This is a genomic window from Paraburkholderia sp. J94, assembly GCF_905220285.1.
In the GTDB taxonomy this organism is placed as follows: domain Bacteria; phylum Pseudomonadota; class Gammaproteobacteria; order Burkholderiales; family Burkholderiaceae; genus Paraburkholderia; species Paraburkholderia tropica_A.
The window spans coordinates 161,026-181,801 of record NZ_CAJMZH010000002.1; the positions used below are offsets into that span (position 1 = coordinate 161,026).

A 20,776-nucleotide genomic window follows, 5' to 3' on the forward strand; every position below is an offset into this window, starting at 1 on the left:
CCGGAATCAGAATGCGTAGCGCGCGCGGCGCTGAGCCTCGCGGCGTTGCAGCCAGCCGATCACGGCATTGCGCACGCGCTGCCGCAAGCGGTCCACTTTAGTAGGATTGCTGATTATCTGTGCGCGATAGAACGACGGACACAGCACCGCCGCGTGCGAGACTTCGCCGCAAAGGCCGCAGCCCACGCAGCTATCGAGCACGCTCGCGACCGGATCGGTGCGCAACGGATCGGGATTGGGTTTGATCGACAGCGACGGGCAGCCCGAGAGCCGGATGCACGAATGATCGCCGGTACAGGTATCCGAATCCACGCCAAAACGCTCGCGCACCACGCGCTCGCCCGCCGCGATCGCCTTGCGCTGCTTCGGCTTTTCGCGGCGCTGCTTGTTCAGCATGCACTCGCTTTGCGCGATCAGCACCTTCGGCCCTTTCGCGCCGGTCGTAAGCGCGTCCTTCAGCGTGGCCATCATGGTCTTGAGGTCGTAGGTGCGGCGCACCGTTTTGACCCACTTCACGCCGACGCCACGCACCGCCTGTTCGATCTCGTGGCCCGTGCTGCGCGTGGGATTGAGCGCCGTCGACGACAGAATGTCCTGGCCGCCCGTGGCCGACGTATAGCTGTTGTCGACGACGATCGTGAGGTTGTCGCTCTTGTTGAACACTGCGTTGGCGATGCCGCTCGTCAGGCCGTTGTGCCAGAAGCCGCCGTCGCCCATCACCGAGATCGCGCGCTTGCTCGCGGGCGCGTTGAGCGCGGCGGCGCTCGCGCTGCCGAGGCCGTATCCCATCGTGGTCGCGCCGAGATTGAACGGCGGCAAGATCGAGAACAGATGGCAGCCGATATCGGCGCTCACGTGATGCGGACCAAGCTCGCGCTCGACCAGCTTCATCGCCGTGAAGATCGGGCGTTCGGGGCAGCCCGTGCAGAAGCCCGGCGGACGCGCGTGAACGCTGTCGTCGAGCGCAGGTAGCGCCGTGTGATCGGCATGGGTTTCTGCCCCGGCAGCCACGGCCTGCACCGGAATCACCTTGCGCGGCGCGGGCGGCGTCGCTTGAACCTCCAGCACGCCATAACGCTCGAAAAACGCACGCAGGCCCTTCACCACCGTCGCGGCGTTGTACTCGCCCGCGAGCGGCAGCATGTCCTTGCCGTGCAGCGTCGCGTTCACGCCGCGCTGACGCAGAATCGCGCTCGCGTTCTGCTCGACGAAATTCGGCTGCCCTTCCTCGATCACGAGCACGGCGCGCTTGTCCGCGCAAAATCGTTCCCACTCCGAATCAATCAGCGGATAGGCCACGTTCATCACATAGAGCGGAATCGCCGATTCGCCGTAGACATCGGCGAGACCAAGCCGTTCGAGCGCGCGCAGCACCGTGTTGTAGCTGCCGCCCTGAACCGCGATGCCAATGTCGCGTGCGTTGCCCTCGCCGCTACCTTCGTCGCCGCAAAAGAACTCGTTGAGCTGGCGCTCCTCGATGAACTTCACCGCGGCGGGCCAGCGCTCGTGAATCTTTTCGCGCTCGTGCAGAAAGCTCGCGGGCGGCAGCACGATGCGATTCACGTCGCGGCTCGGATGTTCGAGCGCGTCCTTGATCGTGAACGCCGGGCGTCGATTGTCCGACGCCACGAACTGCCCGTGAACGTGGCACGCGCGAATGCGCAATTGCAGCATCACGGGCGTGCTGCTCGCCTCGGAAAGATCGAAGCCGTCCTTCACCGCCTGCACGATGGACGGCAGATTCGGGCGCGGATCGAGCAGCCAGATCTGCGACTTCATCGCGAACGCGTGGCTGCGCTCCTGCATGATCGACGAGCCTTCGCCATAGTCCTCGCCGACAATCACGAGCGCACCGCCCGTCACGCCGCCAGAAGCGAGATTCGCGAGCGCGTCGGAGGCGACGTTGGTGCCGACGGTCGCCTTGAAAGTGACGGCGCCGCGCAGCGGATAGTTGACCGAGGCGGCTAGCGAGGCGGCGGCCGTGGCCTCGCTCGCGCTGTTCTCGAAGCGGATGCCGTGGTCGGCGAGGATGTCCTGGGCGTCGGCCAGCACGTCCATCAGATGCGAGATGGGCGCGCCCTGGTAGCCCGCCACGTAGGCCACGCCCGATTCGAGCAGCGCCTTCGTCACCGCGAGAATGCCCTCGCCGCTGAACACCTCGCCCGCGCCGAGGCGCAGCTTCTTCACTTCCTCGACAAACGACCGCTCTGCCATGACCGTCCTCTTCGATGTTCGAAACCGTGGCGCACGACGCGCCATCGTCATGCGTCGGGTCAGTATAGTTTAGAGTTAAATATTTCCAAAATCATAGTTAACCCTGCGAAAACGCTATGCGCGGCATGCCCCGCAAGGTCGCGGACGAGCGCGGAATGGACACGCAGTGGACGAAATCGAGCCTGCGGGGGGCCGTCCCCGCACGCTGCGTCGGACAAGAAGCTCTGGGAACGGCCCGCGAGCAAGCGCGCCGCCACGGTGGGCGGCGCAGCGCGGAGGTCAGGAAGGAGGAAAAAGGAAGGACGTCAGATCACGAGGCGCGAAACCTTGACGCCTTCGACCGAGACGCCCGCCATCAGGCCGCCGTTGGTCAGCACGAAGGCTTCGACGGGACTCAGCGCCGTCGAGGTATCGACATTGCCGTTCGCGCCCACGGTCACGACGGCAACCGTGGCGTCCGCGCCCGCCGACCAGCCGAGGCTCTTGACGAAATCGTCGAGCGCGCCCTGGTTCATGAACGCGAAGATGATGGCCTTCGACTGCGCGCCGATCTGCAAGCCGAACGAGCCCGCCGCGGTGCTGTAGTAGCCCGAGGTGCGGCCGTTCACGCGCAGCGCGCCGGTGCCGTACTGGGCGCCGAACCAGAAACCCGCCGCGATCACGCTCGGAAACACGAGCACGCCGCTTGCCTTCGAGAGCAGTTCCTGCGAACCCGACACCGTGTTGTAGAGACGCGCGAGCGTGGCGTCCACGCCGGCGTCGATGGCATTACGTTTGGCCGCGTTCTGCGCGGCGCTGTCACTGGAGCCCAGCGGGGTCGTCGTGCAGCCCGAGAGAGCCAGACCGCTCGCCGCGAGCGCGGCGCTGGAGCTGAGAAGAAATTGACGTCGGCGCATTGAGGTGTCCCTGTAAAAGCGATGCTTCGATGAGTCTCGCGGACGCGGCTAAGACACGTGCAGACGGGCCCTGACAGCAGCCGCCGCGCCCAGCGAGGGGCCGCAGGATGGCGCGCGTGGCCGCCGGCCTCCCGAACGCCCGGCCAGCCCGTGCCGATGGATGGCTGCGGCGGCCACGTCCGCCTTCCTTGGCGGTATCTGACCATGCGGCGCGCATCGAGTTCACAAAATGGATGAAGTTTTCCGCGCGCAGCCCCGTGTGGCGGGCATTGCGCGCGCCGCTTGCTGCGCCGCGGCAGGGCCGCCGCGTTTCTCGAAATCGTCCGATTTTCCGGGCCAGGCGCGCCCCATACAGTGAAGGTGTGGCCAGACCGCGCCACACCCTCATCACTCCCCGGAAAGGTCCGATCATGCTCGCCGCCACGCTCCAACGCCTGTCCCAGCCCGCCGCCGCGCGGCTTGCGCGCGTCTGCGAGCGGGCAAGCCGCCTGGGCATCGCGCTGTTGCCCGTCGTCTATATCGCGTTCTTCGCCGCACTGTTCGTGCTCGGCGTAATGCAGCACATCGCGTTCGCCTTGACGGCGGCGGCGCTCACGCTCGGCGGCACGATGCTCGCGGGCGCGCTGATCTTCTACCTGGCGAGCGCCGCGCCGCAGGCCGTCCCTGCCAGCCACGCCAGTGCGCGCGCCCGTGCCCATGCGCAAGCGCCGTCGCGCGCCGTGCACGCCGTCGTGCCGATCCGCTTCGCGCGCATGCCGACCCGCACCTGCGAGCAAACCTGCACGACCGCAGCGGGCGAGGAAATGCGCATTTCGGTCAACTGCTATCAGGCGCATTGCGCGGCCGCCAATCGTGCCGAGCCGCACGGCCGCCCGACCCGCGCATCGTGATTCGGCTCCGGCGCGCGCGAGTCCTAGTAGCTTGTCGGAATAGATCGCATGACGAACCAGGTTTCTCCGAGCGATTGTGCGTCGATCAGCAGCGACTGACGGCCACCCTACAATGACCCTCATTTAGCACTGACATATAATGGGCTGAAGACGTCAAACACTGTCGGCAGAGGTGTCCGCGCGGTTGAGGGCGCGGCCTTGCCGGCACGCGCGAGCCGCTACGCACACGCCCATGACGAACGCCAAGCAAACCCTGCGGATCGTGGTCGCCGACGACCATCCGCTCGTGCTCACGGCCATCAGCGACTATCTCACCCGGACGCCCGGCTGCACGGTCGTCGGCACCGCCGATTCGGGCGCGCATCTGCTCGACGTCTTGCGCAGGACGCCTTGCGATCTGCTCGTCACCGACTTCTCGATGCAGGGCGAACTCCAGGACGAAGACGGCCTGCGCCTGATCGCCCGCCTGCGCCGCCTCTACCCCGATCTGCCCGTCGTCGTGTTCACGATGCTCACCAACGTCGGCATCCTGCACGAACTCGCCGAACTGGGCGTGGCGGGCCTCGTCGGCAAGGACGAGCCGATTCCCGTGCTCGCCGAAGTGTGCCAGCGCGCGCTCGCCGAGCCGGGCACGACGCTCTCGGCGCGCGTCGCCGAACGCCTCGCGCCGGGCAACGCCGATGCAGCCGAGTTCCGCCGCAGTCATCCGCTCTCGCCGCGCGAGCTCGAAGTCGTGCGCCTCTTCGCGCTCGGGCTCAACGTGACCGAAATCTCGCAGCGCCTGAACCGCTCGGTGACCACCGTCGCCACCCAGAAGCGCGCGGCGATGCGCAAGCTCAACCTCGATTCGAATGCCGACCTGATCCGCTACGCGAGCGAAAACGGATTCGCGTGATGCCCGCCCACGACTCCCCCGCGAATGCGTCGCCGTTCGACACGCTGAAGGCGCTCGACCGCAATCTGCGGCGCGAGCGGCGCGTGTTCACGATGCTGATCGGGCTGCTCGTGTTCGCCGCGCTCGCCGCCGCCGGCGTGGCGATCACGACGATCGCGTTCCTCTCGCTCGCCGGTGACGGCGCCCGGTTGCGCGCGACCATCGCCCAGACCAACGAAGCACTGTCGTACCGCTACAACCAGCTCACGAGCGCGCGCCTGCTGCTCGGACTCAAGGAGGCCTCGCTGCTCGTGGAAGACCACGCGCCCGCGGCTTGCGCGCCGGCCTTCGACGGCGTGGACGGCTCGCCGCCGCTGCGCGCGCTCTGCAACCTCGCGATTGCGGCGATGTCGCGCGCGAGTTCGGACACGCCGCTGCTGTTCGTGCTCGTCGACGGCAGCACCGCTTACGGCTACCAGCTCGCGCCCGCCGCGCGCACGGCGGCCAACGGGCCGCTGCGTCCCGGCGAAGGCGCACGCGTGCTGGTCGACAGCGCGCTCCTGCGCATGAGCGCGCGCGGCATGGACCCGCTCTCGGTGGGCCGCGGCCGCACGGTGATCTGGTTTCGTCCGCCCGCCGCGCTGGGCTTCGCGCCGAATCTCGTGCTGGGCGCGACCAGCGTGCTGAGGGACGACAAACCCTACGCGCTGGTGCTGACCAGCATCGACATCGACGCGCTCGGCCACGATCCCGACAGCGCCACGCCCGAAATCGCACCCGGAATCGCGCCCGTGCTGGTCGACGCGGACGGCGCGCGGCTGACCGGCCCGCTCTCTGCGGGCGCCACGCAACTGATCGAGCACGGCCTCGCGAATCAGCCCACGGGCCGCTTCCATCTGCTGCCGCGCTTCGGCTGGGCGATGCGCGAGCGGCCGCTCGTGCACGAGTTCGGCCACTATCTGCTCGCGCTGTCGTGGGCCGACCATCTGCGCCAGATCCGCGTGCCCGTCGCCGTGGTGCTGCTCCTCACCGCCGCGCTCGTGCTGCTGCTGCTCTCGCTGCTGCGCTACTGGAACCGACGCGTGCTCGCGCGCACCTATGGCGAGGCCACGCGCGCGCTCGAAAACGAGCTGCTCAACCACCTGCTCGTGCATGCGACGCCGATCGGCTTGTGCATCGTGCGCAAACGCGACTTCGACATCGTGATCGCCAACCAGATCGTGCGCAACGTGCTCGGCCTCGACGCCCGCGCGACCCGCCTGCCCGCCGCGCTCTGCCTCGAATTCGAAAAGCATCTGCCCGCCGCCGTCCAGGAAGGCGCGGCCAGCACGCCGATCCACACGCTGCCCTTCTCGATGACGCGCGAGGACGGCGAGAGCGTGCATCTCGACATCACCTACGCCGCCGCGATCATGAATCGCGAGGAAGTGATGTTCTGCGCGTTCGCCGATATGTCGAAGCACTACGAAGCCGAACGCCTGCTGCGCGAAGCGCAACGCACGAGCGACGAGGCCGCGCGCACCAAGGTGAGTTTTTTCGCGGCGATGAGCCACGAGATCCGCACGCCGCTCGCCTCGCTGGTCGGCAATATCGAACTGGTGGCGCGCGGCCCGCTCGCGGCTGAACAGGAAGCGCGCGTGGAGGCAATGCAGGTCTCGGCGGGCGAGTTGCTGCAAATCGTCAGCGACGTGCTCGACTTCTCGAAGATCGACGTAGGCGCGATGAAGCTTTCCGAGGAGTCCGAATCGATTGCCGCGCTGCTCGTGCGCATCGCGCTCGCGCATGCGCCGCTCGCGGCGCGCCAGCAGTTGCCGTTCTTTCTCGTGATGGATCGCGCCATTCCCGCGCGGCTGTTCTTCGATCCGATCCGGCTCGCGCAGATCGTCAACAACCTGCTGAGCAATGCGTTCAAGTTCACGCACTCGGGCAAGATCGTGCTGCGCGCGGTCTGGCGCGACGCCACGCTCGACATCAGCGTGGCCGATTCAGGCGTGGGCATGCCCGACGATCTCAAGGCGCGCCTGTTCCAGCCGTTCACGCAGGGCGACAAGCACCGGCTCACCGAGTCGCGCGGCACCGGGCTCGGCCTGACGATCTGCGGACGCCTCGCGAAACTCATGCACGGCCGCTGCGAAGTGGAAAGCACGCTGGGCGTCGGCACGCGCGTGCTCGTCAGCCTGCCGCTGCGCGCGGACGGCCCCGCGAGCGCGGGCGAACAATGGACGCTGCCCGACCCGCATCCCGCCATCCTTTGCCGCGCGCCCGAGAATCGCGAATGGCTCACGAATCTCTTCGATGTTAACGTGAGTACGCCGATGGATTTGCGCGCGGCCGACGCGCCGCCCGAGGGCGCGTTCGACTATCTGCTGGTGACGGGCGAATGCTCGGTTGAAGACGTGCGGCGCGTGTGGCGCGATCCGTCGAAGGTCGTGTGGCTGCGCCAGGACGGCCCACTCGTACCGCTCGCGCTCGACGACGGCGGCGTGGAAGTCAGCCTGTACAGCCTCGCGGGCATCCGCACTGCCACGCAGATGCTGCGCGGGCAGGCGTCCGCGCCGGGCGGTGCTGCCGCGTTGTCCAACGAGGATGCCAGCGGCGATGCGCTCGAACAGGCCGATTTCCGCCGCCTGAACGTGCTGATCGCCGAAGACAATCTGCTCAATCGCTCGCTGTTGCGCGATCAGTTGCGCACGCTCGGCGCGAACGTGATCGAAGCCAAGGATGGCGAAGAAGCGCTCGCGAAACTCGATACGGCGCGCGTCGATCTCGTGATCACCGACCTCAACATGCCGAAGCTGAACGGCTATGAACTGCTGCAAACCGCGCGCGCGCGACTCGCCACGCTGCCGGTCTACGCGGTGAGCGGCAATGCGCTGCCCGAGCAGATCGCGCAAGGCCGCACGCTGGGTTTCACCGACTATCTGAGCAAGCCCGTGCCGCTCGCGGAACTCGCGCGCGTGCTCGCCGATGTCGCCGCGCGGGGGTCTGCCAAGCCCGCGCAATCCGTGCAGAACGTGCAAGACGCAACCGGTATCGAAGAACAGGTGCAGCGCTTTCCCGAACTGCCGCCGGGGCTCGCGCCGATTTTCATCGAGCAGGCCGATCACGATCTCGCCGACTACGCGCGCATCGCGGGCACGCAGGACGTGCAGCAATTGCGCGAGTGGCTGCATCGCGTGGCGGGCGGCATCGCCGTGCTGGGTCCTTCGGTGCTGCACGACACCTGCGGCGAGCTGCGCGAGGCGATCCACGCCAGCGGCGCTTGGGACGAGAACGTGCAGACGCTGGCCGCCGCGCTCGTCGCCGACCTGGGCGCCTTGCGCGCCCACGCGGCGAGCCGCGAGTCGACCTGAGCGCCGCCTAGCCGGCGCTGCGCAGAAAGGCCGGCGCCTGCGCGTCCGCTTCGCGGGGACACCCGCCGCCTTGCAGGCGCACGCACCACTGGCGCAGCGCGCTCGTGTCGAGCGGACACGACTGCGCCCCGCGCGGCTTGACGTGCTGACGCGCCTCCAGACGCAGCGCGAAACTCGCGGGCAACGCGAGACCGCACGCGGCGACGCGTGTGCCGTTTTCCGGCGCGGGCGTTTCGCCGGATACGCACGCGTCGGCGCGCGAAATCGTTGGCACACCGCACGGTTCCGACGTGCGGGCCACCCAGCGCAAACTCGGCGCGGGACGCAGGGAAAAGACAGGCATGATCGATGGCCGCGCAACGCGGCATGGCATTCGTGAGTACATCAACGATCTTCGCGCAGCACGCGCGCGCGGACCATAGGACAGATTCGAAACGCACCCGCATTCAAGTCGGCAAAGACTGCAACGAGGGTCGCAACACGCGCCAGATATGGCGTGCTTTATGACGGCGTTCAGCGTGCCGGATCGCGTGCGCAAACGCGCCGACGCATGGTAGACTGCGCGCGCAATCGCTCACTCCATCATGAAACTACGCAAGCACGCACTGCTGACCGCATGGCTTGGCCTCGTCGCCATGTGGCTCATCGTGCTCGCGCCGCTCGTGAGTCAGCTGGTTGCCGCGCATCAGGCCCATCAGCCCGATGCCGCGCTGTGCTCCGCGATGCAACCCGCAACGGCGCCGCATCTTTCGCACGACGACGCATTCGGCGCCTGCGGCTACTGCAATCTGCTCGAGCATCATGTAGCGATGCCGTCCGTCGCGGTGCCCGCGCTCACGCTCGGTTTCATCGTCGCCGACGCCCTCGTCGCCACGCTTTCCACGCGTCACACGCCGTTCGGCGCCTTCCCCTCGGGCCGCCCGCGCGCCCCACCCTCGCTCGCCTGATCGCTGCCGTCACCGGCTGCACGTCCGCGCTTTCTTTACGCTCTCTCGTTGGCTTTGGCGCTCGCGCCCGCTAGCGCGTGTTCGCGCGCGTTCGCTCGCATCGTCATCACGCAGAATCCTCTGCGATGACGCATAGGCGAACCGCGCCTGCACAGGCTCGCTGTCGCGCCACGCGTCGACAGCCACGATGAGAACGCGTCGAGACGCGACCCGCACGTAATCGCGACTATCGCGGCAATCGCCGCAAATCGCACCGCGCGTGCGTGCAGTCGCACGTCCATCGTTTCCGGGGAAGTCTCTTTCATGTCCACGCCCGTTTCGCGCGGCGCGCGGTTGCGCCTGCGCGCCCGTGTCCGTCTCGGCCTGTTGCAGCATTGGCCGATCTTGCCGCTTTCGCTGATCGCACCGTTCGCACCGGCCGCGCACGCCGAACAAACCACGCCACAAGAAGCTGCGCAAGCAGCCGCCGATAGCGCATCCAACACCGACGTCACCACGCTGCCCACGGTCAGCGTGAGCGCGTCGAACAACGCATCGAACGCGGCGCCCACGCGCGCCGTCGATCCGAACCTGCCCGCCACGGTCGAGACCGTCACGCCCGAACAGTTCAACAACTGGAACGTCGTGAATACGGAAGACGTCCTCAAGTACCTGCCGAATCTCGCCGTGCGCAAGCGCTTCGTCGGCGACCTTAATTCGATCATCGCGGTGCGCGGCACGAGCAACGCGCAGAGTGCGCGCGGACTCGTTTACGCGGACGGCCTGCTGCTCTCGAATCTGCTCGGCAACAGCTACACGTTCCCGCCGCGCTGGTCGATGGTGTTTCCCGACCAGATCCAGCAGGTCGATGTGATCTACGGGCCGTATTCGGCGCTTTATCCGGGCAATTCGCTCGGCGCAACCGTGCTCATCACCACGCGCATGCCGACGAAGTTCGAAGCGACCGCCGATGTGAAAGCGTTCACGCAGCACTTCAGCCTCTACGGCGTGAACCAGAATTTCAACGGCAGCGAAATGAGCGCGTCGATCGGCGACCGCATCGGCAAGTTCTCGTATCTGCTGGGCGTGAATCATCTGGAGAACACGAGCCAGCCCTTGCAGTTCGCGACGCTCGCGCAGTCGAGCACGCCCGCCACAGCCAGCGACACACCGGTGCACGGCGCGTACTTCTACAACAACCAGACCAACACGCGCACGGCCGTGCTCGGCGTGAACGGCGAAGGCATCGAGCACACCGTGCAGGACCAGTTCAAGCTGCGCATGCAGTACGATTTCACGCCGACCGTGCAAGGCGGCGTGACGCTCGGCTACTGGCATCAGACCTACAACAGCCAGACTTCGACCTTCCTTTACGACGACAACGGCAATCCCGTCTACAGCGGCAAGGTCAACATCGGCGGCTACGAGTACACGATTCCGGCCTCCGCGCTCGCGCCCAGCCGCGGCTGGAGCGAGAACTGGCTCTACGGCGCGTCGCTGCGCACGCACCAGGCAACCGGCTGGAACGCGGAAGCAATTGCTTCGTACTACGACGTAAGCAACAGCGTCGCGCGCACGGCCAGCAGCGGCGGCACCGGCAACGGTCCCGGCACGATGACGCTCGGCGACGGCACCGGCTGGAAAACACTCGACCTCAAGGCAACGTGGACGCCCGCGCGGCCCGACGCGGGGCTCGCCGCCCACTGGCTGATCTTCGGCTATCACTACGACAATTTTCACGTCGACAACGAGACCTACAACACGCTCGCCTGGCGCGACGGCGGCGCGGGCAGTTTCGCCAACGCGTTCGCGGGCAAGACGCAAACGCAGGCGCTCTACGCACAGGACGCGTGGCGTTTTCTGCCGCGCTGGAAACTGGTCTACGGCGTGCGCTACGAAGACTGGCAGGCCTACGACGGCTACCAGGCGCTCGGCAGCGTGCGCGTGCCGTATGCGGGCGTGAGCGACCAGCACTTCTCGCCGAAGGCCTCGCTCTCGTTCGACCTCACCGACGACCTCACGCTGCGCGCCTCGATCGCGCGGGCGTATCGCTTCCCGACCGTCGGCGAATTGTTCCAGGGGCAGATTAACGGCTCATCGATCGTCAATAACAATCCGAACCTGCGTCCCGAAGACGATCTCTCGAAAGAACTCAGCGCCGAATGGGCGCACTGGAACGGCCTGTTCCGCTTCACGCTGTTTCAGGACGACGTGAAAAACACGATCTTCAGTCAGACCGACACCACCGTCATTCCGAACGTGACGAATTTCCAGAACATCGGCAAGGTGCGTTCGCGCGGCGTGGAGACGAGCTATCAAGGTCAGGACGTGCTGCTGCACGGCCTCGATTTTTCGGCGAATGTGGCTTATACGCAGTCGAAAATTCTCGCCAATGCGCAGAACCCGGCGAGCGTCGGCAAGTACTTCTATCGCATTCCGCTGTGGCGCGTGAATGCCGTCGCGACGTATCGATTCGATGCGCGCATGGCGCTCACGCTCGCCGCACGTTATTCGGGGCGTCAGTACAACACGCTCACGAATACCGACACGAATCCGAACGTGTTCGGCGGCACCAGCAGCTACACGGTCGCCGACGTGAAATTCACGTTCCGTCCGACGAAGAAAACCGAAATCGGCGTGGGCATCGACAACCTGTTCGACGCCCGCTACTACGTCTATCACCCGTATCCCGGCCGCACGTTCTACGCCGAAGCGAAGATCGGCCTGTGAGCCTCCATTCGCAGCACACCCACCAGGAGCATTCGATGTCGACGACAATGCCCGCTTCCGACCGCCCCGACGCGCGCAGCACGCGCACGTCCGGCACCGTTCATCCCGGCTACCGCACGCTGTGGCGCTGGCACTTCTACGCCGGTTTATTCGTGTTGCCGTTTCTGATCGTGCTCGCCATCACCGGCACGATCTATTGTTTTCAGCCGCAGATCGAGCCGCTGCTGTATCCGCATCGGCTCGTGGTCGCGCCGCAGGCCACGCCGCGTCTGCCCGCCGACGCGCTGCTCGCGCGCGCCCAGGCATCGCTGCCGCCCGACGCGCAGCCGATCCGCGCGCATATCGAGGCCAATCCGGCGCGCAGCGCGGAGTTCGTGTTCGCGCTGCCGCACGGCGACACGCCCGCGACGAAGGAAAGCGTCTACGTGAATCCCTATAACGGCGAGGTGCTCGGCACGCTCGACGTCGACCGGCGTTTCATGCAGGTCGATCGCATGCTGCATCGCAAGCTGCTGATCGGCAAGCCGGGCGAACTGCTGATGGAACTCGCCGCCTGCTGGACGCTCGTGATGATCGGCACCGGTGTCGCGCTCTGGTGGCCGCGCCGCACCGTGTCGCCGGGCGCGACGCTGCGCTCGGCGCTGGTGCCGCGCCTCGGCGCGAAGGGACGGCCGTTCTGGAAAAGCGTGCACGCGGCGACCGGTTTCTGGCTCGCGGCGGGCGCGCTGGCGTTCGTGCTCAGCGGCCTGCCGTGGACGGGTTCGTGGGGCAAGCAGTTCAAGGCGCTCGCGACGCGCGTGAGTCTGGGCGCGCCGCGCGGCGCGTGGGGCGGCGGGCTGCCGCTGCAATCGACGCTGCCGGGCGCGGAGCATGCCGAACATGCGGGACACGCCGGCCACGACATGGCCTCGATGCCCGGCATGGTGATGGACGATCTGCCGCTGCCCAACGTGCCGTGGGCGGTCGGCGCGGTGCCCGTGCCGCAATCGCCGGAAGCGGCGAAATCGGCGGCGGATATGTCGGCGCATTCCGCCGATCATTCGGCAACGCCGAAGCCCGCACACTGGACGCTCGATCAGGTCGTCGCGCAGATGGCCGCGCTCGGCGTGCCGAGCGGTTACGACATCGCGCTGCCCGCGACCGCGAGCGGCGTCTACACGGTCTCGTACTTTCCGCCGGACCCGCAGCGCGAGCGTACCGTCTATATCGACCAGTACAGCGGCAAGGTGCTCAAGGATATTCGCTACGCCGATTACGGCGCGGTCTCGCAGGTGATTTCGTACGGCACGTCATTGCATATGGGCCGCTATTTCGGGCTCGCGAATCAACTGATCTGCACGGCGATTTCGCTCGGGCTCGCGGCGCTCGCGGTGACGGGCTTCGTCATGTGGTGGCTGCGCCGTCCCGCCCGCGCGCTCGGCGCGCCCTCGCGCGAACGCGCTCCGCCGCCGATGCGCGCCTGGAAAGGCGGACTCGTCGTACTCGGCATCGTCTTTCCGCTGATGGGCGCGACGATGCTCGGCGTCTGGTTACTCGACAAAATCGCTTTCGGCAGACGAACGACTCTTTCGTCTTCCTGACGATTATTTCCGGCGATAGGCGGCGCAGCGCGGTGGTAATCTGTGGACACAATTGCGATTGAACCCGTCCCCGCCAGGCGGTTTCCAAGCAGTATCGAAGGAGACCAACGTGTTGCGGCTAATCTTTGCACTGTGTATCGCGAGCCTCGCGGCGGCGCTGGCCGGTTGCGCGGTCGCGCCCTGGCCGGGTTATCCGGGCTATTACGGCGGCGCTTACTACGACGCCGGATACGGTTATGCCTATCCCTACGGCTATCCGTATGGTTATGGCTCCTACCCCGGTTACTGGCCCGGCTATTACTATGGCCCGAGTTTCGGCATCGCGTATTGGGGCGGCGGCGGATGCTGCTGGCACGGCGGCTATCATGGCGGCTGGCATGGCGGCCACGGCGGTGGTGGCGGCTGGCACGGCGGCGGCGGAACGTGGCAAGGCGGCGGCGGGATGCACGGCGGCGGCGGTCACGGCCATTGACGCGCGCGTCGAGCCCGCTCCGCCACACGTGTAATTGCGCGCGTAAGTTGTTTCGTCAGACGCGTCCGTTCACCGGAATCGACGCGCCCGTCACGGCGCGCGCATCGGCAGACAGCAGGAACGCGATCACGGCCGCGATCTCGTCGGCCTGCACCCAGCGCGTGAAATCGGCATCGGGCATATCGGCGCGATTCTGCGGCGTGTCGATGATGCTCGGCAGGATCGCGTTCACCGTCACGCCCTTGTCCTTGAGTTCCTCGGCGAGCGCTTCGGTCAGGCGCGCCACGCCCGCCTTCGACGCCGCGTAGGCGCCCATCCCCAGCCCCGCCTTCAGCCCCGCGCCCGCACCGATATTGACGATGCGCCCCGCGCCGCGCGCGAGCAGATGCGGCAGCGCGGCCTTCGACGCGTTCAGCGCCGTCTTCACGTTCAGATCGAACATCAGGTCCCAGGTGCGGGCGTCGCCGTCCGCGATGGTTTCCCAGCGGAACGCGCCCGCGATGTTCACGAGCGCATCGAGACCGCCAAGCGTCTGATGTGCCGCGTCGAGTCCCTTGCGCGCGGCCTCGGGATCGACGAGATCGACGCCACCCAGCGGCACGGCGTTCGCCAGCGTGTCGGGCCACGCCGAACCTTGCGGCGCGTCGCCTCGTCCGATCAGCGCCACGCGTGCGCCGCGCGCCGCGAAATACGCGGCCGTCGCCATGCCGAGGTTGCCGAAGCCGCCCGTGATCGCCACGGCCATTCCGTTCATCGAATTTTCCATTGTGCTTTCCTGCGAGTGATGCGCCGGGACGCGCGCGGTTGCTTCAGCGATGCGTCCTTGCGGCGGTTGCCTGCCTGTTTGATGCGGCGGCGTTCGACGGCCTGGCGTGCCTCGCCGCCGCGTGCCGACACGTTAACCGAGCGCGCTTGCGGCGACAACTTCACGCGGCGCTCAGACGTTCGAACGCTCAAGCATCCGTGCGCACCGTCGCGAGCGTGCGCTTGCGCAGATCCTCGGTCGTCTCGCCCTCGCCATTCGCGCGCCAGCCCGGCGGCAGAAACACGTGACGCACGGCGGTCCAGCAATCCGGCGCGGCGGCGATATCGCGCGCGAGGCTCGCCCAGTGCTCGAACTCGACGACCAGCGGATTGCGCGAACGCGTCGGCGTTACGAGGCCGTAGCGGCACGGCTCCTCGGCGCGCTCCGCCACGTAGGTGCCGAACAGCCGGTCGAACACGACCAGCACGCCGCCGTAATTCGCATCGAGGTAATCGACGTTCGACGCATGATGCACGCGATGCGCGGACGGCGTATTGAACACGTACTCGAGCCAGCCGAGCTTGGGCATCCACGTGTTATGCAGCCAGAACTGATAGAGCAGGTTGAACGAGAGAATCGCAAAGACGATTTCCGGGCGCACGCCGAGCCAGACGAGCGGCGCGAAGAACATCGCCGGACCCGTGAGCTTGCCGGTCCAGCCAAGCCGGTACGCGGACGAGAGCGTGAGCTGGTTCGGCGAATGATGGACCGCGTGCGTGGCCCAGAAGAAACGGATGCGATGCGAGGCGCGGTGATACCAGTAGTAGCAGAACTCCTGGCCGATGAACACGAACAGCGCGAGCGTGACGTTGTCGATGCTGAGCGTGAAGATGCGATGCTCCCAGGCGAAATGGAAGATCGGCGCCGAAAGCGAAATCGGCAGGAATGCGAACAGTTTGCGTCCGACGAGATCGGCGAGCGAGATCCCCACTTCTCTCCAGTCGAATCGTTCGGCGCCCGGCTGACGTTGTTTGAACGTGAGCACGGCGGCTTCGATCATCGACGCGGCGACGATGAACAGTGTGACGTAAAGCGCGATTTTTCCAGTGGCAAGCATGATGGGCGACGGCCTCTTTGCGCGGTTGGGCGCGATGCAGTGCGGTTGAGAAGCGACGCGTCGGGTGCAGAAGATTTCGCGGGGCGCGTCGGATGAACGGCACTGTAGTGGCGCGCCGCGCGAAACACCACGCGCGAATTATGTCGCCGCATGTCATGGCCCTTTTCCTGCGGCGCGCGCCCTGCCCGGCCGCGCCCGCCGTACCTGGCGCGCAGGCGCTGCGCGGGTCCGCCATGTAACACGGCGACATGGTTTTCAACGCGACTTGCGCGAGGCCCCGCCCTATAGTTCGTTCCGCTGACACGCCACGAACGTGCTGCAACGAAGCCCCGGCACCACCGGCGGATTCGTCCCCGCCCACCGCGCCACCCGCACCGCAAGGAACCTCGATGAACAAGCTCACTCTCGCCGTCGCCGCCACGCTGATCGGCCTCGCCAGCGCCCCCGCCTTCGCGGGCTGGTCCGGCCACGGCACCGCCTACACGCCGCACGGCACCTACAGCGGCGCGCACGCCGGCTCGTGCGGCGGCGGCAGCTGCTCGCATGCAGGCGGCGTGGTCGGTCCGTGGGGCGGGCTCGCCACCAACACGGGCACGGTCACGCGCACCGCGCCGGGCCAGTTCTCGAACAGCGGCACGGCGGTCGGCCCGAACGGCCGGTCGGTCCAGCACTCGGGCGACACGAGCTGCGCGGGCGGCACCTGCTCGCACACCGGCTCGATGACCGGCGAGGACGGCCGCAGCGCCTCGACCTCGGGCAGCGTGACGCGCACGGCGCCGGGCCAGTATTCGTCGACGGGGACCGTCACGGCCGCGAACGGCAACAGCGTGAGCCACAACGCCTCGACGAGCTGCGCGGGCAACACCTGCTCGCGTTCGGGCACGGCGACCGGCTCGAACGGCGACAGCGTCACGCACTCGGGCAGCGCCACACGCGTCGCGCCCGGCGTCGTGACCACCTCGGGCGGCAGCACGGTCGTCCACGGCGGCACGGTGAGCACGGGCGGCACGACAGTCGTGCATGGCAGCACGGTGGCGGTCGGCGCAACGGTGGCCGTGGTCCCCGCACCCGCGCCGGTTCCTGTCGTCGTGCCCGCGCCGGTCGTCGTGACGCCGCCGCCCCCGCCGCCGCCGGGCGCCACCGTCTACGTCGCGCCCGCTCCGGCACCCGCGCCGAAGACCGTCTATGTCGCGCCGCCGCCGCCGAAAACCGTCTACGTCGCGCCGCCCGCACCGAAGGTCGTGTACGTCGCGCCGCCGCCGCCCAAAGTCGTCTACGTGGCGCGTCCGTTGCCGCGCGCGGTCTATATCGCGCCGCGTCCGGTCTACGTCGCGCCCGCGCCGCGCGCCGCCATCTGGGTCCCCGCACATTGGGCCCGCGGCGTCTGGGTGCCCGCGCACTGGGCTTAAGTCCTTAATCCGCCGACGTTTTCAATCGATTTCCCCACACCGCGTTTCAACCTCGCCGGCGCGCCGCGTCGGCTACCTCACGGAGTTCAGCATGAAGAAGATGATTGCCGCCCTGGTTTTGTGTATCGTTTCAGCAGCGGTCAGCGTGCCGGCCACGGCCCTCGCGCAAGCAACGGCCACGCCGCCGGGCGCGACCAACAACGGACGGCTCGAACGCGCGATGGCGCAGTTGCCCACGCGTTTCGCCCACGCGAACACGAGCGGCGACGGCAAGCTCACGCGCGCCCAGGCGCAAAGCGGCATGCCGATGGTCGCACAGCACTTCGACGAAATCGACGCGCAGCACAACGGCTACGTCACGCTCGCGCAGATCGAGGATTTCATGCGCGAACGCGCGGCAGCGGTCCGCTGACGCGCCCCACAATCTCTACCCCCGCCGGAGGCGGCCGATGGAGCAGGCAAACCGGATCATCGTGCTCGACGACGAAGCCGAGCTGCGCAACATGCTGCAGCGCTTCCTGAGCGGACATGGCTTCGAGGTGCGCGCCGTCGCCGACGGCAAGCGCCTCGACCGCCTGCTGCAACGCGAGCCCTACGACCTGCTCGTGCTCGACCTGATGATGGAGCCGGAAGACGGCCTGAGCGTCTGCCGGCGTCTGCGCGCCGAAGGCCACACCTTGCCGATCCTGATGCTCACCGCGAAAGGCGACGCCGCCGACAAGGTCATCGGCCTCGAAACGGGCGCCGACGACTATCTCGCCAAACCCTTTCTGCCCGACGAACTCGTTGCGCGCGTGAAGGCGCTGCTGCGCCGCCAGAAGATGGCGTCGGGCGAGCCCACGGTCACCACGCAGCGGCTGCGTTTTGGCGACTTCACGTTCGACGTGGGCCAGCAGACGCTCATGCGCGACGGCGTGCCGATCGAAGTTCACTCGGCGCAGATGCTGTTGCTACACGCGCTGGGCTCGTCGCCGAACCGCGCAGTGAGCCGCGAAAACCTGCTCGCGCGCGCCCGCGGACGCGATCACAACGCGCTCGACCGCAGCGTCGACGTGCAGATCCTGCGGCTGCGCCAGATCGTCGAGGACGATCCCGCCAAGCCGCGCTTCATCAAGACCGTGTGGGGCATCGGCTATATGCTGGTGGCCGGCGTCGACACCTGACGCGCCGCGCATGCGTGCTCCCGTCCAACGTCGGCGCTGGCTGCCGCGCTCGCTGCTCTCACGCAACATCGTGCTGCTGGTGGTGCTCGTCGCACTCACGCAGGCGTGTTCGCTGAGCGCGCTGCTCCACTTCGTGCAGCGCCCGCGCATCGAGCGCGCGTCGATCATTTTCGCGGACTACGTGCGCCTGCTCGACAGCCTGCTCGCCGCCATGCCGCCCGACGAAGGCCGCGCGGCCGCCGCGCGCATGAACGCGCATCGCAGCGCGCCCGCCGCAAGCACGGCGATGCCGGCGATCAATCCGCTGCGCTTTTTCAAAACGTGGCAGCGCGACGTGTTTATCCGCGCGCTCACGCGCGATCTGCCCGCCGACATGCCCGTGCGCTGGGAAACCACGGACGAAGAACGCCTCTGGATACGCCTGCACGCGGCGGGCGAACCGGTCTGGATCGCGCTGCCGATGACCGCCGACGCGCAGGCGAGCGGCATTACCACGGCGGTCATTCTCTCGATTGGCCTCGCGCTGCTCGCGGGCTTGACGGGCTGGCTGATCCAGTTGCACCTGAACCGGCCGCTCGCCGATCTCGCCGACGCGGCGCGGCGCGTGAGCGCCGGCGACGCGCCCGCGCCGCTGCCGACCGACGGCCCCACCGAAATCGCCGAAGTCAGCCGCGCCTTCAATCAGATGACCGACGCGCTCAAGCAGGCGGAAGCCACGCGCGCGCTGATGCTCGCGGGCGTCTCGCACGACATCCGCACGCCGCTCACGAAACTGCGGCTCGCGATTGCGATGGCCTTGCCGCGCGGCACCAACGACAGCCTCGTGGCGTCGTCCGAAGGCTATCTCGACCATATCGACACGATCCTCCAGCAGTTCATGGACTACGCGGGCAGCGGCGAGCGCGAGGCGCCGCAAACGGGCGATCTCAACGCGCTCGCGGGCCAGCTCGTCGCCGATTTCACGGGGCTCGGACACGAATTCGATTTCGAGGAAGGCGCGTTGCCGCCGTTCGCGTTCCGCCCCGTCGCCGTCATGCGCGTGCTGATGAACCTGATGCAGAACGCGGTGGTGTATGGGCGCGTGGGTCTGCTCGTGCGCACCTGGCGCGATGGCAACGACGCCTGCGTGACGATCGGCGATCGCGGCAACAGCATTCGCGCGGCCGATCTCGAACGCCTCAAATTGCCGTTCAGCCGGGGCGACAACGCCCGTACGCATTCGGGCGGCACCGGCCTCGGGCTCGCCATCGTCGAACGCATCGCGCGTCTGCACGGCGGTTCGCTAACCTTTCACGATCGCGCGGGCGGCGGCCTCGAAGCCGTCGTGCGGCTGCCGCTGAACCCTCAGACGAATCCCCTCCCCGCTGTGCGCGGCTGACCCTCGCGGGTGACATAGATCGACATAATTTGCGCGTGGCGTCCGCACGCGCCTTTGCCCATACTTGCACCTGTGCGCTGAAGGACGCATCGAACCGCAAGACACGCGACACACCGCGCGCGGAACACGATGCCCTGCCAGCGCTACCGAAGCATTTCCCGAAGTATTTCCGATAGTTCGCCATCCTGATCAATTCGCGAGTATCGGACCTCTCACGCAATGAAGCACTCAGGCAACGGACATCGATATGAGCACCCTCTTTATCTCCCTCGTCAACAAGACCAAGCGCCTCGCGGGCGCCGTGCTGCTCGCCGGCTCGCTGTTCGCCTCGGGCTGCGCCTCGGCGGCTACGGCATTGCAGGCAGCGGGGCCGCTGCCGCAAGTCCACGCGGATGTGATCTACGTCTCGGCGTTCGAGATTTCGCCCGATCTCGTGAAGCTCGACGGCGGCATGGCGCAGAAGCTCAAGTCGATGGCGAGCGGCGAATCGTCGGCGCAAGCGCAGCAACAGACGGCGCTCGAAGCACGCGAAGCACTCGCTGACGAAATCGTCGCCGAACTGCGTAAAGAAGGCTTGAACGCCGTGCGCGTCGATGGCCCGGTGCCCGCCGGACGCAACGCGATCGTCGTGGAAGGCCGCATCGACACCATCGACGCGGGCAGCCGTCGCCGCCGCGTGTTGATCGGCCTGGGCGCGGGCAAGAGCGAAGTGGGCGCCACGATCGCGCTCTCGTTCGTGCCGGCCAACGGCGCGCCGCAAGCGCTCGCGACGTTCGAAGCGAAGGCGGACAGCGGCCATATGCCCGGCGTCGCCGAAACGGCGGGCGTGGGCGCGGCGGCAGGCCATGTGGCGGTCTCGGCGGCAGCAGCCGGCGGCTTGCACGGCGCGTCGGAAACCAGGCACGACACCGTGACGTCGGACGCCGACAAGCTTGCACGTTCGATCGCGAAGCAACTGGGTCAGGCCGCGCAGGAGAATGGGTGGATGCCGGTTAGCAAGGCAAGCTGAACACGTCGGTGGAAAAAAAC

The 20,776-nt window shown here is 67.3% G+C and carries 18 protein-coding genes; 12 read left to right on the forward strand and 6 right to left on the reverse strand.

Annotated features, from left to right (window positions below; translation table 11 throughout):
• Nucleotides 1-6 precede the first annotated feature (6 nt).
• On the reverse strand, nucleotides 7-2,214 hold the full coding sequence (locus U4Y88_RS04095; RefSeq protein WP_321782429.1) for an indolepyruvate ferredoxin oxidoreductase subunit alpha: 2,208 nt from the start codon (nucleotides 2,212-2,214) through the stop codon (nucleotides 7-9).
• Between the two features lie 305 nt (nucleotides 2,215-2,519).
• Nucleotides 2,520-3,110 carry a YSC84-related protein gene (locus U4Y88_RS04100; RefSeq protein ID WP_321782431.1) on the reverse strand — a complete coding sequence of 197 codons (591 nt, stop codon included), beginning with the start codon at nucleotides 3,108-3,110 and terminating at the stop codon, nucleotides 2,520-2,522.
• A gap of 233 nt (nucleotides 3,111-3,343) precedes the next feature.
• On the opposite strand from U4Y88_RS04100, the gene U4Y88_RS04105 reads away from it, so the two are divergent.
• The 3 genes from U4Y88_RS04105 to U4Y88_RS04115 all read left to right on the forward strand — a co-directional run bounded on the left by U4Y88_RS04105 (nucleotide 3,344) and on the right by U4Y88_RS04115 (nucleotide 8,227).
• A complete protein-coding gene (locus tag U4Y88_RS04105) occupies nucleotides 3,344-4,000 on the forward strand; it encodes a hypothetical protein (protein ID WP_321782433.1) in 657 nt (218 codons plus the stop codon).
• Nucleotides 4,001-4,232: 232 nt separating this feature from the next.
• Nucleotides 4,233-4,895: a response regulator transcription factor gene (locus tag U4Y88_RS04110; RefSeq protein WP_224012260.1), complete on the forward strand. Its 663-nt coding sequence runs from the start codon at nucleotides 4,233-4,235 to the stop codon at nucleotides 4,893-4,895.
• Nucleotides 4,895-8,227, forward strand: a complete 3,333-nt coding sequence (locus U4Y88_RS04115) for an ATP-binding protein (protein WP_321782435.1) — start codon at nucleotides 4,895-4,897, stop codon at nucleotides 8,225-8,227. The genes U4Y88_RS04110 and U4Y88_RS04115 overlap by 1 nt, the downstream gene beginning before the upstream one ends.
• A 7-nt stretch (nucleotides 8,228-8,234) precedes the next feature.
• On the opposite strand, the gene U4Y88_RS04120 is transcribed toward U4Y88_RS04115, so the two are convergent.
• A complete protein-coding gene (locus U4Y88_RS04120; protein WP_321782436.1) occupies nucleotides 8,235-8,501 on the reverse strand; it encodes a hypothetical protein in 267 nt (88 codons plus the stop codon).
• 310 nt (nucleotides 8,502-8,811) lie between these two features.
• On the opposite strand from U4Y88_RS04120, the gene U4Y88_RS04125 reads away from it, so the two are divergent.
• The 4 genes from U4Y88_RS04125 to U4Y88_RS04140 all read left to right on the forward strand — a co-directional run bounded on the left by U4Y88_RS04125 (nucleotide 8,812) and on the right by U4Y88_RS04140 (nucleotide 13,935).
• Nucleotides 8,812-9,174: a DUF2946 domain-containing protein gene (locus U4Y88_RS04125; RefSeq protein WP_321782437.1), complete on the forward strand. Its 363-nt coding sequence runs from the start codon at nucleotides 8,812-8,814 to the stop codon at nucleotides 9,172-9,174.
• Between the two features lie 303 nt (nucleotides 9,175-9,477).
• Nucleotides 9,478-11,883: a TonB-dependent receptor gene (locus tag U4Y88_RS04130; protein ID WP_321782438.1), complete on the forward strand. Its 2,406-nt coding sequence runs from the start codon at nucleotides 9,478-9,480 to the stop codon at nucleotides 11,881-11,883.
• A gap of 35 nt (nucleotides 11,884-11,918) precedes the next feature.
• Nucleotides 11,919-13,463, forward strand: a complete 1,545-nt coding sequence (locus tag U4Y88_RS04135) for a PepSY domain-containing protein (protein ID WP_321782440.1) — start codon at nucleotides 11,919-11,921, stop codon at nucleotides 13,461-13,463.
• Nucleotides 13,464-13,572: 109 nt separating this feature from the next.
• Nucleotides 13,573-13,935, forward strand: coding sequence for a hypothetical protein (locus U4Y88_RS04140; RefSeq protein WP_224012266.1), 363 nt, complete (start codon nucleotides 13,573-13,575; stop codon nucleotides 13,933-13,935).
• A 55-nt stretch (nucleotides 13,936-13,990) separates the two neighbouring features.
• On the opposite strand, the gene U4Y88_RS04145 is transcribed toward U4Y88_RS04140, so the two are convergent.
• The 3 genes from U4Y88_RS04145 to U4Y88_RS04155 are packed head-to-tail and all read right to left on the reverse strand — an operon-like array spanning nucleotide 13,991 to nucleotide 15,797.
• Nucleotides 13,991-14,701, reverse strand: coding sequence for an SDR family NAD(P)-dependent oxidoreductase (locus tag U4Y88_RS04145; RefSeq protein WP_321782442.1), 711 nt, complete (start codon nucleotides 14,699-14,701; stop codon nucleotides 13,991-13,993).
• Nucleotides 14,686-14,865 (reverse strand): hypothetical protein, encoded by a 180-nt coding sequence (locus tag U4Y88_RS04150; RefSeq protein WP_321782444.1) that lies wholly within the window; start codon nucleotides 14,863-14,865, stop codon nucleotides 14,686-14,688. Before U4Y88_RS04150 ends, U4Y88_RS04145 begins: the two co-directional genes overlap by 16 nt.
• Nucleotides 14,866-14,888: 23 nt before the next feature.
• Nucleotides 14,889-15,797, reverse strand: coding sequence for a sterol desaturase family protein (locus U4Y88_RS04155; protein ID WP_321782446.1), 909 nt, complete (start codon nucleotides 15,795-15,797; stop codon nucleotides 14,889-14,891).
• A gap of 389 nt (nucleotides 15,798-16,186) precedes the next feature.
• Between U4Y88_RS04155 and U4Y88_RS04160 the strand changes: the two genes are divergently transcribed.
• From U4Y88_RS04160 to U4Y88_RS04180, 5 genes are all read left to right on the forward strand, one after another.
• Entirely contained in the window at nucleotides 16,187-17,206 is a 1,020-nt protein-coding gene (locus U4Y88_RS04160) for a hypothetical protein (protein ID WP_321782448.1), read from the forward strand.
• Between the two features lie 91 nt (nucleotides 17,207-17,297).
• Nucleotides 17,298-17,618, forward strand: coding sequence for an EF-hand domain-containing protein (locus tag U4Y88_RS04165; protein ID WP_224012270.1), 321 nt, complete (start codon nucleotides 17,298-17,300; stop codon nucleotides 17,616-17,618).
• Between the two features lie 37 nt (nucleotides 17,619-17,655).
• Nucleotides 17,656-18,369: a response regulator gene (locus U4Y88_RS04170; RefSeq protein ID WP_224012271.1), complete on the forward strand. Its 714-nt coding sequence runs from the start codon at nucleotides 17,656-17,658 to the stop codon at nucleotides 18,367-18,369.
• A 10-nt stretch (nucleotides 18,370-18,379) separates the two neighbouring features.
• Nucleotides 18,380-19,747, forward strand: a complete 1,368-nt coding sequence (locus tag U4Y88_RS04175; protein ID WP_224012272.1) for an ATP-binding protein — start codon at nucleotides 18,380-18,382, stop codon at nucleotides 19,745-19,747.
• 247 nt (nucleotides 19,748-19,994) lie between these two features.
• Entirely contained in the window at nucleotides 19,995-20,756 is a 762-nt protein-coding gene (locus tag U4Y88_RS04180) for a DUF4410 domain-containing protein (RefSeq protein ID WP_321782450.1), read from the forward strand.
• The last annotated feature ends 20 nt before the right edge of the window (nucleotides 20,757-20,776 follow it).